At 67.1% G+C, this 13,449-nt stretch carries 11 protein-coding genes and 1 tRNA gene; 2 read left to right on the top strand and 10 right to left on the bottom strand.

The genetic code is table 11. From position 1 onward, the window contains the following. Positions 1 to 38 precede the first annotated feature (38 nt). Both AC07PU_RS38320 and AC07PU_RS38315 read left to right on the top strand, forming a co-directional pair. Positions 39 to 2,006, top strand: coding sequence for an acyltransferase family protein (locus AC07PU_RS38320; RefSeq protein ID WP_495323137.1), 1,968 nt, complete (start codon positions 39 to 41; stop codon positions 2,004 to 2,006). Between the two features lie 23 nt (positions 2,007 to 2,029). Further along, a complete protein-coding gene (locus tag AC07PU_RS38315; RefSeq protein WP_495323136.1) occupies positions 2,030 to 4,003 on the top strand; it encodes an acyltransferase family protein in 1,974 nt (657 codons plus the stop codon). A 30-nt stretch (positions 4,004 to 4,033) separates the two neighbouring features. On the opposite strand, the gene AC07PU_RS38310 is transcribed toward AC07PU_RS38315, so the two are convergent. The 10 genes from AC07PU_RS38310 to AC07PU_RS38265 all read right to left on the bottom strand — a co-directional run bounded on the left by AC07PU_RS38310 (position 4,034) and on the right by AC07PU_RS38265 (position 13,449). Continuing rightward, entirely contained in the window at positions 4,034 to 4,258 is a 225-nt protein-coding gene (locus AC07PU_RS38310; RefSeq protein WP_203202663.1) for a DNA gyrase inhibitor YacG, read from the bottom strand. After that, the gene (gene zapD / locus AC07PU_RS38305) at positions 4,255 to 5,010 is read right to left on the bottom strand and encodes a cell division protein ZapD (protein WP_057592104.1); all 756 of its coding nucleotides are present in this window, start codon (positions 5,008 to 5,010) and stop codon (positions 4,255 to 4,257) included. Before zapD ends, AC07PU_RS38310 begins: the two co-directional genes overlap by 4 nt. A gap of 34 nt (positions 5,011 to 5,044) precedes the next feature. Further along, the gene (locus AC07PU_RS38300) at positions 5,045 to 6,058 is read right to left on the bottom strand and encodes a hypothetical protein (protein WP_490875682.1); all 1,014 of its coding nucleotides are present in this window, start codon (positions 6,056 to 6,058) and stop codon (positions 5,045 to 5,047) included. A gap of 1 nt (position 6,059) precedes the next feature. Further along, the gene (locus tag AC07PU_RS38295; RefSeq protein ID WP_495323135.1) at positions 6,060 to 7,553 is read right to left on the bottom strand and encodes an MBOAT family O-acyltransferase; all 1,494 of its coding nucleotides are present in this window, start codon (positions 7,551 to 7,553) and stop codon (positions 6,060 to 6,062) included. A gap of 74 nt (positions 7,554 to 7,627) precedes the next feature. Then, on the bottom strand, positions 7,628 to 8,236 hold the full coding sequence (gene coaE, locus AC07PU_RS38290) for a dephospho-CoA kinase (protein WP_495323134.1): 609 nt from the start codon (positions 8,234 to 8,236) through the stop codon (positions 7,628 to 7,630). Between the two features lie 16 nt (positions 8,237 to 8,252). Beyond that, positions 8,253 to 9,215 (bottom strand): prepilin peptidase, encoded by a 963-nt coding sequence (locus AC07PU_RS38285; protein ID WP_495323133.1) that lies wholly within the window; start codon positions 9,213 to 9,215, stop codon positions 8,253 to 8,255. Next, positions 9,215 to 10,450 carry a type II secretion system F family protein gene (locus tag AC07PU_RS38280; protein ID WP_495323132.1) on the bottom strand — a complete coding sequence of 412 codons (1,236 nt, stop codon included), beginning with the start codon at positions 10,448 to 10,450 and terminating at the stop codon, positions 9,215 to 9,217. The genes AC07PU_RS38285 and AC07PU_RS38280 overlap by 1 nt, the downstream gene beginning before the upstream one ends. 30 nt (positions 10,451 to 10,480) lie before the next feature. Next, positions 10,481 to 12,214, bottom strand: coding sequence for a type IV-A pilus assembly ATPase PilB (gene pilB / locus AC07PU_RS38275; protein ID WP_296787497.1), 1,734 nt, complete (start codon positions 12,212 to 12,214; stop codon positions 10,481 to 10,483). Positions 12,215 to 12,335: 121 nt separating this feature from the next. Beyond that, a tRNA-Pro gene (locus AC07PU_RS38270) sits at positions 12,336 to 12,412 on the bottom strand. Positions 12,413 to 12,456: 44 nt separating this feature from the next. Further along, entirely contained in the window at positions 12,457 to 13,449 is a 993-nt protein-coding gene (locus tag AC07PU_RS38265) for a polyprenyl synthetase family protein (protein ID WP_296787498.1), read from the bottom strand.

Genomic DNA, 13,449 nt, shown 5'->3' with positions numbered 1-13,449 from the left:
CGCGCCGCGGGCCTGAGCGAAGAACGAACAAGAGACGGATGCATCCCAAGTACCGCCCCGACATCGATGGCCTGCGCGCCGTGGCCGTGGCCTCGGTGGTGGCGTACCACGCCTTTCCGAAGGCGCTGCCCGGTGGCTTCGTGGGAGTGGACATCTTCTTCGTGATCTCGGGCTTCCTGATCACGACGATCATTCTTCAGAGCCAGGCGGCGGGCGACTTCAGCTACCGCGACTTCTACGCACGGCGCGTGCGGCGCATCTTCCCGGCGCTGATGCTGGTGCTGGCGGCGACCCTGGCCTTCGGCTGGTACGTGCTGCTGAACCGCGAGTTCGTGGAGCTGGGCAAGCAGGCCGCAGGCGGGGCGGCCTTCATCGCGAACTTCGTGTTCTGGGGCCAGGCGGGCTACTTCGACACGGCGGCGGAGACCAAGCCGCTGCTGCACCTGTGGTCGCTGGGGATCGAGGAGCAGTTCTACATCTTCTGGCCGCCGCTGCTGGCGCTGGCGTGGCGCCGGCGCTGGCCGATGCTGCGCGTGCTGTGGGCGCTGGCGGTGGTGTCGTTCCTGATCAACGTGCTGACGATCCATCCGTTTCGCACGGCGGCGTTCTACTCGCCGCTGTCGCGTTTCTGGGAGCTGATGGCGGGCGGGATCCTGGCGTGCATGCGGTTGAGGGATGCTGGAACCATGAAGCCCGCGTGGCGCGGCCATGTGCAATCGGTGCTGGGCGTGGGGCTGATCGTGCTGGGGCTGGTGATGATCCGGGCCGACAAGGCGTTCCCGGGCTGGTGGGCGCTGCTGCCGGTGCTGGGCGCGGCGAGCTGCATCGCGGCGGGGCCACAGGGGGTGCTGAACCGCTACCTGCTGTCGAACCCGTTGATGGTGGGCATCGGGCTGATCAGCTATCCGCTGTACCTGTGGCATTGGCCGCTCTTGTCCTATGCGCGCATCGTGCAGGGCGCGGCACCGCCGGCGGCCGTGAGCGCGGCGATGGTCGCGGCCAGCGTGGTGCTGGCCTGGCTCACCTACCGCACGGTGGAGCGCGCCGTCCGGACGCGCACGCAGCCCGCCACGCTGCGCGTGCTGGGCGGCAGCGCCGTTGCGGTGCTTGCCATGGCGGTCGCGGTGCAACTGGGCCTGCCCGCGCCGCGGCACGACAACCCGATGCTGCAGACGCTGAGCAACGCGTCCTCCGACGGCGAGTACTACGAAGGCCTCGCGTCGGAGACGCTCGACGGCCACTTCGTGCGCCGCATCGGCGAGGGCGCGCGCAAGGTGCTGGTGATCGGCGACAGCCATATCTCGCAGTACGCGCCGCGCGCACGCGCGCTGGCACGCAGCGCGCCCGATGCGATGTCGACCACCTACTTCTTCGAATACCCGGCCTGCGCGCCGGTGCCGGGCATGGTGGTGGCGATCAATCCAGGCTGCGCGCCGCGGCGCGAGCAGATGCTCAAGTCCGCCTTCGATCCGAAGATCGACGTGGTGATGGTCGGCGCCTGCTGGAACTGCTACTTCACCGGCAACTTCTACATGCCCTATGTGTTCCAGGACGGCGCCTCGGCGCTGCCGATCAACGACGGCGGCCCCGGCATCGAGCCGGCACTCGCGTCGCTGCAGAAGCTGCTGGGCGAACTCGCGCGCCACAAGAAGGTCTACCTGCTGCTGGACAACCCGATGGGCAGCGATTTCGAACCGGGCCGCATGATCGCGGGCAGCCGTCTCGGCACGATGACCGTGCTCGCGACGGCAGGCAGCGCGGTGCTCCCGCCCGCGCAGGAGCGCTTGAACGACCGGCTGCGCGCGATCGCGCTGGCCGCCGGTGCCGAGCCGATCGACGCGGTCGGACAGCTGTGCCGGGAAGGCCGGTGCCTGCGCACCATGCCCGACGGCGCGCCGGCCTATCTCGACAGCAACCATCTGCGTCCGGCCTACATCCGCGACCACGCGCGCTACGTCGATCCCGTGTTCCTCGCACCCGCCGCGCCATCGCGCGCCGGCAACTGAAAGAACGGCCCGGAGGGGCACCGATGCATCCCAAGTACCGTCCCGACATCGATGGCCTGCGCGCCGTGGCCGTGGCCTCGGTGGTGGCGTACCACGCCTTCCCGAAGGCGCTGCCCGGTGGCTTCGTGGGGGTGGACATCTTCTTCGTGATCTCGGGCTTCCTGATCACGACGATCATTCTTCAGAGCCAGGCGGCGGGCGACTTCAGCTACCGCGACTTCTACGCACGGCGCGTGCGGCGCATCTTCCCGGCGCTGATGCTGGTGCTGGCGGCGACCCTGGCCTTCGGCTGGTACGTGCTGCTGAACCGGGAGTTCGTGGAGCTGGGCAAGCAGGCCGCTGGTGGCGCGGCCTTTATCGCGAACTTCGTGTTCTGGGGCGAGGCGGGGTATTTCGACACGGCGGCGGAGACCAAGCCGCTGCTGCACCTGTGGTCGCTGGGGATCGAGGAGCAGTTCTACATCTTCTGGCCGCCGCTCTTGGCGCTGGCGTGGCGCAGGCGCTGGCCGATGCTGCGCGTGCTGTGGGCGCTGGCGGTGGTGTCGTTCCTGATCAACGTGCTGACGATCCATCCGTTTCGCACGGCGGCGTTCTACTCGCCGCTGTCGCGCTTCTGGGAGCTGATGGCGGGCGGGATCCTGGCGTGCATGCGGTTGAGGGATGCGGGGGTGACGAGGCCCGCGTGGCGCAGCCATGTGCAGTCGGTGCTGGGCGTGGGGCTGATCGTGCTGGGGCTGATGATGATCCGGGCCGACAAGGCGTTTCCGGGCTGGTGGGCACTGCTGCCGGTGCTGGGTGCGGCGAGCTGCATCGCGGCGGGGCCGCAGGGGGTGTTGAACCGCTACCTGCTGTCGAACCCGCTGATGGTGGGCATCGGGCTGATCAGCTATCCGTTGTACCTGTGGCACTGGCCGCTGCTGGTGTACCCGCGCATCCTCAACGGCGGCTGGGAGCCCTCGGCGGGCGTGCGCACCGGCGCGGTGGTCGCGGCGGTGCTGCTGGCCTGGCTGACCTACCGCTTTCTCGAACGCTTCACGCGCACCCGCGCGGGCGCGCCGCTGCTGCGCGGCCTGGTCGGCATCGGCTGCGCGATCGTGCTGGCCGGCGTGATGGTGGTGGCCGGTCTGCCGGCGCGCAACGGCGGCGAGATGCTGCAGAAGGTGACCGACGCGACCGTGGACGACGGCTACTACGACGGCTTCACGCCCGAGAAGGTGGGCCCGCACCTGGTCTACCGGGTCGGCCGCGGCGAGCGCAAGGTGCTCTTGATCGGCGACAGCCACATGCAGCAGTACGGGCCGCGCGCCAAGGCGCTCGAGCGCCTCGCGCCCGAGCGCATGGCGACCGCCTACTTCTACACCTGGGGCGCTTGCGCGCCGATTCCCGGCATGTTCGCCGAGGGCAACCCGGCCTGCGGCGAACAGCGCGACGGCATGCTGCAGCTCGCACGCGCGCCGCAGATCGACACCGTGGTGTTCGGCGGTTGCTGGAACTGCTACTTCAGCGGCGACTTCCCGCTGGCCTACGAGTACCGCGAGGGCCGCGCGGTCTACCCGGTGAACAACGGCGGGCCCGGCATTGCGCCGGCGCTCTCGATGCTCGGCCACACCATGGCCGAACTCGTGAAGCAAAACAAGAAGGTCTACCTGCTGCTCGACAACCCGAGCGGCATGGACTTCCAGCCGCAGCGCATGATCGCGGGCAGCCGGCTCGGCACGATGACGGTGGTGCTCGATTCGCCGACGGCCCCGGTGCCCGCGGCGCAGGCCGAGCTCAACGCACGGCTGCGGCAGATCGCGCTGGACAGTGGCGCGCAGGTGGTCGAGCCGATGGCTTCGCTGTGCAAGGACGGCCAGTGCCTGCGCGTGACGGCCGACGGCAAGCCGGTCTACAAGGATGGCGAGCATCTGCGGCCCGTGTACACGCGAGCGCACGCGGACTATGTCGACAGGATCTTTCTCGGAGAGGCGGCGCCGGCCACCGCGGGCGGCAAGTAAGTCGACCCACGGATTTCCGCGGGCCGATGTCTACTGCTGCGCCTTCGGATCGCCGAAGGGCTCGTCGTCGGGCGGGGCTTCGGCCGGCATCCTGAACTCCTCGCTGGCCCAGGCACCGAGATCGATGCCCTTGCAGCGCGCGCTGCAGAACGGACGGTAGGGGTTGCGTTCCGAATAGACGCTGTCGCCGCCGCAGCTCGGGCAGCGGACGATGCGTTCGCCCTCGCGGGGCTCGATGCGCTCTTCGCCGGTCATGCGCACAAGGTGAGTTCGAAGGGGGTGTCGTCGCTGCTCTGGTGGAGGCGGTCGTCGCTCTCGTGGCGCATGAGCCGCACCGAGACCATGAGCCGGTTGCCGCTGATCTCGGGGATCAGGCCGAGCTTGGGATCGATGCGCAGGCGCAGCAGCTGGAAGCTGCGTCCCTGCGGCAGGTTCTGCTGGAACTGCCCGTTGGTGGCGATGACCTTGTAGGGCACGTCGGCGTCGCGCAGCAGCTTGAGCAGCAGGTAGATCGACTCGGCCAGCGGCGCCAGCGTGCCCGACCAGCGTTCGAGGTCGGCGCGGCGGCTCTGGGTGCTGCGGTGCTGCCAGGCGTAGTAGGCGGGCAGGTCGAATTCGCAGGTGCCGCCCGGAATGCTCGCGCGGCTGCGGATGCTCATCAGCCACTCGTTCTCGGTCAGCGACTGGCCGGCCTTGCCCGCGATGCCGTTGAGCGTGTTGAAGTTGCGCTCGAGCTGCGCCACCACCTGGTCGAGCGCGGCCTCCGAGATGTTCGGATTGCCGCGGTAGGCGTTGAAGGCGGACTTGTGCTTCTCGAGGTCGCGCATGACGTCGGCCTTGAGGTCCGCGCGCGCGGCCACGTCCATGATCTCGAAGATGGTGACGAGCGCGAAGTGGTGGGACAGGGGCGACTCGGCAGGCACCAGCTCGCCGAGGCGGCGAAACAGGTGCTCCAGTCGCAGATAGGTCCGGATGCGCTCGTTGAAGGGGTACTCGTAGAGGATCACGCGGGCTCGGTCTCCTGACGAGGCGATGATAGCCTCATGGCGTGCGTGACGGGGGCTCGGGCACGATCTTGCGCACCTCGCCGAGCATCAGCTCGCCGAGCGCGAGCTGGCCGTGCATCGACAGATGGGTGTCGTTGGGGAAGTAGAAGTCGCGGATCCGGGTCTTCTTTTCCTGCGTGAAGGCGAACAGGTCGGGGCCCAGGCCCGAGGTCTTGAAGGCCTCGACGAAGGCCTTCGAGTGCGAGGGATCGATGTAGGTGGTGGTCTTGTTGGGGATCACCATCCAGAGCATCGGGAACGCGGTCTGCGACTTGGTGAAGGCCTGCATCGCGGCCACGTCCGCGGCCGGCAGCTCGCCGTTCTCGTCGTCCTCGCCGAAGAACAGGGCCTTGTTGCACAGGCGGTGACTGAACATTTCGCAACCATTGACCACTGTGCGCGCCTTGGTGCGGTCGGTGGAGACGGTGTCGGCCGTGGTCGCCTTGGCGGCGCGCGTGTACTTGAGCGTGTCCAGGCCCGAGGTGAGCTTGGCGCCCCAGTTGAGCGCGAAGCCGGGCACGTGCTCGAGCGGCACCGCGAAGGGCTCGGTGCGCGCGGCGAAGGGCCGCTTCATCGTCTCGCAGCTGCGCGTGTAGCGCATGCGCTCCTGCAGGATGCGCTCCACGCTCTCGACGATCACCAGCTTGCCCTTGAAGCCGGCGCGCGCGAGCCAGGCGTCGAAGTCGCCGCACAGGCGCTCGTCGAACTGCCCCCAGAAAGCCGTGGTGACCTTGTAGCCGGCCTTGACCAGCACCGACTGCCAGCGGTGCGTCATCGAGAAGCTGTCGCCGATCACGACGATGTCGGCCTGGTCGAGCGGCACGGCATGCAGGTACTCGGGCGCCACCTTCGGCGGCTCCTGGGTCCAGCCGAACTCGCGGTCGGACATCAGGCCGATGCGGCTCAGGTCGCCATAGGGAATGGGCGTTGCGAGCGTGAGCACCAGCAGCGACGAGATGACGAGGAATCCGGCCACGAAGATCCGCAGCCACAGTTTTGCGGGCGTCATGTCAGAACTGGAAGTAGAGGAACGGGCTGTAGGTACCGAGCTTCGAGATGCAGATGCCGAGCAGCGTCACGGTGAACAGCGCCATCGCGGCCGTGAACAGCTTGTTGAGCGCGGGCCGGCCGGCCAATGCGGCGGCCTGCGGCACCCAGCGCTGCAGCGTGATGGTGGGCGGCAGCGCGAGGCAGATGATGATCGCCACCAGCATGGTCTGGAAGAACTCGGGCTTGCGGTAGGGTACCGCGAGGAACTCGCGGAATGCGGTGCCGGGCACGCCGTGCAGGCCCAGCATGCCGCGGTAGATGTCCATAGCGGCGTGCAGGCTCTCGGCGCGGAACATCACCCAGGCGATCATCACGCACAGGAAGGTCAGGAACCAGCCGAGAACGCGGCCGGCGATGCTCGGCGGGCCCTTGCGGCGGAAGGTGGTGCTCCAGATGTGGTTGATCATCAGGAAGATGCCGTGCAGCGCGCCCCAGATCACGAAGGTCCAGGCCGCGCCATGCCACAAGCCGCCGAGCACCATCGTGAGGAACAGATTCACGTGGCGACGCTTCGGGCCCTTGCGGTTGCCGCCCAGCGGGATGTAGAGGTAGTCGCGCAGGAAGGTCGACAGCGAGATGTGCCAGCGGCGCCAGAACTCGATGATGCTGGTCGACTTGTAGGGCGAGTTGAAGTTCAGCGGCAGCTGCACGCCCAGGCACAGCGACAGGCCGACCGCCATGTCGGAGTAGCCCGAGAAGTCGAAATAGATCTGCAGCGTGTAGGCCAGCACGCCGAACCACGCGGTGTAGAGCGTGGGCTCGATGCCGTTGTGCACGCCGTTGAAGACCAGGTCGGCGTATTGGCCCATCGGGTCGGCGATCAGCAGCTTCTTGGCCAGGCCGAAGGTGAAGATGGCCAGCCCGAGCGCGATCTTGTTGGGGTCGGCGCGGTAGGTCGCCGGGTTGGCGAACTGCGGCATCATCTGCGCGTGGTGCAGCACCGGGCCCGCGATCAGGTGCGGGAAGTAGGTGACGAACAGCACGTAGTGGATGAAGCTGCGCTCGTGCACCTTGCCCTGCCAGCAGTCGACCAGGAAGGCGATCTGCGTGAAGGTGTAGAACGAGATGCCGATCGGCAGCACGATGTGCAGCAGCGGGATCGGCGCGAGGCCCGCGGCGCTCAGGCCGTCGTTGACGTTCGAGACGAAGAAGTTGGCGTACTTGAACACCGCCAGCACCACGAGATTGACCGTGAGCGCCGTGATCAGCAAGGTCTTGCGCCGGCGGTCGTCGCGCCCCGGTGCCGGCGTCAGGCGCAGGCCGAACCAGTAGTTGACGCAGATCGAGGCCAGGAGCAGCGGCAGGGCCTGCACGCTCCACCAGCCATAGAAGAACAGCGAGGCCAGCGCAAGAAACCCGGCTGCGGCCCGGATGTTGCGTTTGCCGATCAGGAAGAACCCGAGCAGCACCAGCGGGAAATAGACAAAGATGAAGGAATACGAGTTGAACAGCATCTCGAGAGGAGGCGCTGCTGCGAGCGCCCTTTTGTCGTAATCGTGGTGCAGCCGCCGCTGCGGCTAACCGGTGATTATCGCGTGCTGGCCGAGGCCCACCGTTTCCAGAGACCCCGCACCTGCACGGCGAGTTCCTCCAGGGTCAGGCTTTCGTTGTCGATGACCGCGTCGGCCGCGGCCCGGCGCAGCGCCCGCGGGGCCTGTTGCGCGATCACCGAGCGCACGGCTTCGGGGGCCCAGCCCGAGCGCGCGACGACGCGTTGCAACTGAGTTTGCTCGCTGGCGTCGACCACCAGCACGCGCTCGACCTGTGCGCGCCAGCGCCCCGATTCGACCAGCAGGGGGACGTCGAAGACGATGGTGGCGTCGGGGCCGGCGGCCGCGGCTTCGCGCCGGGTTTCGGCGCCGATCAGGGGATGGAGGATGCCTTCGAGGGCGCGCTTGGCCTCGGGGTCCTGGAACACGAGTTCGCGCATGCGGGCGCGGTCGAGGCCGCCGTCCGGCCGCAGCACCGCGGCGCCGAAGCGGGTCTCGAGCGCGGGCATCGCGATGCCGCCAGGCTCGGCGATGCGGCGCGCGATGGCATCGGTGTCGACCAGCACCGCGCCCTCGGTGACCAGCAGGCCCGCGACGGTGCTCTTGCCGCTGCCGATGCCGCCGGTGAGGCCGATGCGCCGGATCATGAGAGGGGCGTGGCCTTCAGTGCAGCCAGGGGCCGAGCGGGAAGGCGAAGGGCACCCATTGCTTGACGACACCGGGGCCGATGACGAGGCAGACCAGGCCCGCGCCCGCGAGGAAGGGGCCGAAGGCAATCGGAACGCCCTTGTCGAGCTTGCCGCTGAAGCGCATGCCCAGGCCGAGCACGGCGCCCACGATCGAGGAGATCAGGATGATCGCGATCAGGTAGTCGGCACCAAGCCATGCACCCAGTGCCGCCAGCAGCTTGAGGTCGCCTTGGCCCATGCCTTCTTCCTTCATGACGAATAGGTAGCCATGGTAGACCAGCCAGAGGCTCAGGTAACCGAACACCGCGCCCCAGACCGAGAGCTGCAGCGAGGTGCCGGTCCAGCCCGCGGCCGCGCCGATCAGGCCGAGCCACAAGAGCAGGTAGTTGAGCGAGTCGGGCAGGAACTGGGTGTCGAAGTCGATCAGGAACTGGCAGACTAGCAGGGCGGCGAAGGCGGCCCACAGCGCGCCCGTCGGCGTGAGGCCGAAGCGATGGCCGCAGAGCGCGAACAGCGCGGCGGTGGCCAGTTCGACCAGCGGATAGCGCGGGCTGATCCGGGTCTTGCAAGCGCCGCAGCGGCCGCGCAATACGAGGTAGCTCAGCACCGGGATGTTCTCGTACCAGCGGATCTCGTGGCCGCAACTGCCGCAGCGCGAACCGGGCCGCATGAGGTCGAAGCGCGGCAGCTTCTCGAGCTCGACCGCGGCCTTGTCGGCTGCGGCTTCGAGGCCGGCCGGGGGCTGCGCCTTGGGGCCGAAGACCAGCGACCAGAGCGAGGGCATGTCCTTGACGCTCATGAGGTTCGCGACCGCGTCGTTCAGCCAGTCGCGGTACATCATGACCGGCGTGCGGTAGATCACCACGTTGAGGAAGCTGCCGATCAACAGACCGAGGACGCCGGCCAGTGCGGCGTCGAATCCCTGCGACACCGGCATCAGACGACCTGGCCGAGCTTGAAGATGGGCAGGTACATCGAGACCACGATGCCACCGATGATCACGCCGAGGAAGACGATGATGATCGGCTCCATCAGGCTCGAGAGGCCGGCGACCATGTCGTCGACCTCGGACTCGTAGAAATCGGCCGCCTTGCCGAGCATGTGGTCGATGGAGCCCGATTCCTCGCCGATGGCGGTCATCTGGATCACCATCGAGGGGAACAGGTTGACGTTGGTCATCGCGTTCGTGAGGCTGGTCCCGGTCGACACCTCCTGCTGGATCTTGGCCGTGGCGTCGCCGTACACGGTGTTGCCCGAAGCGCCGCCGACCGAGTCGAGCGCCTCGACCAGCGGCACGCCCGCGGCGAACATGGTGGCCAGCGTGCGCGTCCAGCGCGCGACGCAAGACTTCTCGATCAGCGCGCCGAAGATCGGCACCCGCAGCAGCAGGCGATCCATGACCCGCTGCACGCGCTCGTTGCGCTTCCAGGCCTGGAAGAAGAAATAGAGGCCGCCGCCGATCACGCCGAAGATCAGCCACCAGTACGCCACGAAGAATTCGCTGACCGCCATCACGAACAGCGTGGGGGCGGGCAGGTCGGCGCCGAAGGAACTGAACACCTGCTTGAAGGCCGGGATCACGAAGATCATGATGATGGCCACCACCACGAAGGCCACCACGACCACCGAGGTCGGGTACATCAGCGCCGACTTGATCTTCGATTTGATCGCCTCGGTCTTCTCCATGTAGGTCGCCAGGCGGTCGAGCAACTCTTCGAGGATACCGGCCGCTTCGCCGGCCTCGACCAGGTTGCAGTAGAGGTTGTCGAAGTATTTCGGGAACTTGCGGAAGGCCGACGACAGCGAGGTACCGGTCTCGACGTCGCTGCGGATCTCGTTGAGCAGCTTGGCGACGCTGGCGTTGGCATTGCCGCGGCCCACGATGTCGAAGGACTGCAGGAGCGGCACGCCGGCCTTCATCATGGTGGCGAGCTGGCGCGTGAAGATCGCGATGTCCTTGGGCTTGATGCTCTTGCCCGAGCGGGTGCGGCGCTTCTTGATCTTGCTGGCGAGCACGCCCTGGCGCCGCAGCGCGGCCTGCACCTGGTTCTCGCCGGCGGCACGCAGTTCACCGCGCACCAGCTTGCCGTTGCGATCCTTGCCTTCCCATTCGAAGACGAATTCCTTGACGTCGCGCCGTTGCCGGTTTGCCGTCGATGCTGCTGTGGCCATTCGGTTCGATCTCCGCTTCCAGTGTGTTCGTTATAGGTTGGTGACCGCCACCACTTCCTCGAGCGAGGTCAGGCCCTGCATCACTTTGCGCAGGCCCGACCGGCGCAGCGAGCGCACGCCTTCGGCTTCCGATTGCTGCGCGATGTCGAGCGCACTGCCGTCACGCAGGATGATTTCCTGAATCGCCTCGGAGATCGGCATCACCTGGTAGATGCCCACGCGGCCCTTGTAGCCGCCGGTACAGGCCGCGCAGCCCACGGGCCGATAGGGCTTCCAGCTGCTGTCGATCTCGTCGTCCTGGAAGCCCGCTTCGAGCAGGGCTTCGCGCGGGATGTCCACGGGCGCACGGCAGGCCATGCACAGCCGCCGCGCGAGCCGCTGGGCGGTGATCAGGATCACGCTCGATGCGATGTTGAAGGGCGCGATGCCCATGTTGCGCATCCGCGTTAGGGTGGTGGGGGCGTCATTGGTGTGCAGCGTCGACAGCACCAGGTGACCGGTCTGGGCGGCCTTGATCGAGATGTCGGCGGTTTCGATGTCGCGGATTTCGCCGACCATGATGATGTCGGGATCCTGCCGCAGGAAGGCCCGCAGCGCGGCCGCGAAGGTCAGGCCGGCCTTCTCGTTCACGTTGACCTGGTTGACGCCCGGCAGGTTGATTTCCGACGGGTCCTCGGCGGTCGCGATGTTCACGCCCGGCTGGTTCAGAAGGTTGAGGCAGGTGTAGAGCGACACCGTCTTGCCCGAGCCGGTCGGCCCGGTGACCAGCACCATGCCGTAGGGCCGGCTGATGGCGTGCAGCAGGCGTTCCTTCTCGTCGGCGTCGTAGCCCAGCGCATCGATGCCCATGCGCGCGCTGCTGGGGTCGAGGATCCGGACCACGATCTTCTCGCCGAACAGCGTGGGCAGCGTGCTCACGCGGAAGTCGATCACCCGGTCGGGACCGATCTTGAGCTTCATGCGTCCGTCCTGGGGCACGCGCTTCTCGGAGATGTCGAGTCGCGAGATGACCTTGATGCGCGAGGCCAGCTTGTCCTTGATCACGGTCGGTGGGCTCGCCACCTCGCGCAGTTCGCCGTCGACCCGGAAGCGTACGCGGTAGTGGTGCTCGTAGGGCTCGAAGTGGATGTCCGAAGCGCGCATGCTGACCGCGTCGAGCAGCATCTTGTGCAGGAAGCGCACGACCGGCGCGTCCTCGACTTCGGCGATCGCCTGTTCGTTGGCGTCGCCCGCGGTGTCGGCGCTGACGTCGTCGAACTCGAACTCGGTGCCGACGATGCTGTTGATGGTTTCGGCCGCGCTCGCAGCGGCGGCCTCGACCATGCGCGACAGCTTGTCGTACTCGGCGATGACCCAGTCCACGCCCATCTGGGAGGCGAACTTGATCTTCTCGGCAGCCTGCTGGTCGGACGGGTCGGCCGTGGCGACGATCAGGCGGTTGTTGCGCTTGCTGAGGACGACGATGCGGTAGGCCTGGCAGAGCTTGGGATCGAGCAGATCCTTCGGCAGGCGCTGGTGATCGATGGCGTCGAGGTCGAGCAGCGGAGCGCCGAAGGCATTCGAGAGCGTGTGGGCGAGGTCGGCGGCCGAGACGGCGCCGGTGCCCGTGAGCTCGGCGATGAAGCTGGAGCGGCTGCTCAGCGACTTCTGATAGAGATCTTCCGCGGTTTTCGCGGGCAGCTTGCCGGCCGAGACCAGCGCGCGTGCAAGCCCTGGCAAGGCGACTTGCGGGTTTTCTTTAACGGGAAGTTCGGCTGCAGCCATCAGCGAATGCAAGAGATGTGAGAAATTGCTTCACGATCATCGCCGAACACTCCTGTGCTGTAAATCGCTGTACAGCAACAGAAAATGGCATTCTGATGGTTTATGCCAGTCTCGAAAAGACTGGTCGGGGTGAGAGGATTCGAACCTCCGGCCTCTACGTCCCGAACGTAGCGCTCTACCAGGCTAAGCTACACCCCGATGGTGCGAAAAGTCAGTCGTCCTTGGCCAACTCGTTAGAGGTGTCAGGCACGCCGCTCAAGCAGCTGAGCCGCTAATTGTAGCAAACCTGAAGCGTGCGAATTCGTCGCGAAGCCGTCGAGCGCAGAAATTGCGCGTTGTGCTTCGGCCGCGGCCGCCGCGCGCGATGCATCCAGGGCACCGGTTTCGCGCACGATCTCGACGATCTTGCCCAGCTGGGCGGTGTCGCCCGCCTCGATGGCGGCGCGCACCAGCGCGCTCTGGGCCGCGGTACCGCGCTGCATCGCAAAGATCAGCGGCAGCGTGGTCTTGCCTTCGCGCAGGTCGTCGCCGAGGTTCTTGCCGGTTTCGCTCGCGTCGCCCGCGTAGTCGAGCACGTCGTCGATCACCTGGAAGGCCGTGCCCAGCGCCTGGCCGTAGGTGGCGCAGGCCTCCTCGACCTCGGACGTCACGCCTGCCAGCACCGCGGCCAGGCGCGTGCTGGCCTCGAACAGCTTGGCGGTCTTGGAGCGGATGACGCGCAGGTAGGCCGACTCGTCGAGCGAGGCGTCGTGCATGTTCATCAGCTGCAGCACCTCGCCTTCGGCGATCACGTTGGTCGCTTCGGCCAGGATCTGCATCACGCGCATGTTGTTGGCATCCAACATCATCTGGAAGGCACGCGAATAAAGGAAGTCGCCGACCAGCACGCTGGCGGGATTTCCGAAGGATTCGTTGGCGGTCGGGCGTCCGCGACGCAGCGTCGACTCGTCGACCACGTCATCGTGCAGCAGCGTGGCGGTGTGGATGAACTCCACCACGGCCGCGAGATTGAAGCGCTGTTCGCCGGTGTAGCCGAGCGCGCCGGCCATCAGCAGCAGCAGCGCCGGCCGCAGGCGCTTGCCGCCCGCGGAGATGATGTACTTCGAGACTTGGCTGACCAGCGGCACCCCGGTGTCGAGGCGGTTGGAGATCACGCGGTCGACTTCGACCATGTCACCGGCGATCAGGCCGAGGACTGCGGCGGTGGGGGAGGTGTCGGCGGCGGGAACTGACAA

This window comes from Variovorax sp. GW821-FHT10D07, from assembly GCF_059415325.1.
The sequence above is the reverse complement of the archived record's forward strand: the minus strand, read 5'-3'. Positions and strand labels throughout refer to the sequence as shown.

Coding starts and splice junctions, on each gene's coding strand:
- AC07PU_RS38300 (WP_490875682.1), bottom strand. CDS start 6,058: ATGACGCCCGCAAAACTGTGGCTGCGGATCTTCGTGGCCGGATTCCTC.
- AC07PU_RS38280 (WP_495323132.1), bottom strand. CDS start 10,450: ATGGCCACAGCAGCATCGACGGCAAACCGGCAACGGCGCGACGTCAAG.
- AC07PU_RS38320 (WP_495323137.1), top strand. CDS start 39: ATGCATCCCAAGTACCGCCCCGACATCGATGGCCTGCGCGCCGTGGCC.
- AC07PU_RS38315 (WP_495323136.1), top strand. CDS start 2,030: ATGCATCCCAAGTACCGTCCCGACATCGATGGCCTGCGCGCCGTGGCC.
- AC07PU_RS38310 (WP_203202663.1), bottom strand. CDS start 4,258: ATGACCGGCGAAGAGCGCATCGAGCCCCGCGAGGGCGAACGCATCGTC.
- coaE (WP_495323134.1), bottom strand. CDS start 8,236: ATGATCCGGCGCATCGGCCTCACCGGCGGCATCGGCAGCGGCAAGAGC.
- pilB (WP_296787497.1), bottom strand. CDS start 12,214: ATGGCTGCAGCCGAACTTCCCGTTAAAGAAAACCCGCAAGTCGCCTTG.
- AC07PU_RS38295 (WP_495323135.1), bottom strand. CDS start 7,553: ATGCTGTTCAACTCGTATTCCTTCATCTTTGTCTATTTCCCGCTGGTG.
- AC07PU_RS38285 (WP_495323133.1), bottom strand. CDS start 9,215: ATGCCGGTGTCGCAGGGATTCGACGCCGCACTGGCCGGCGTCCTCGGT.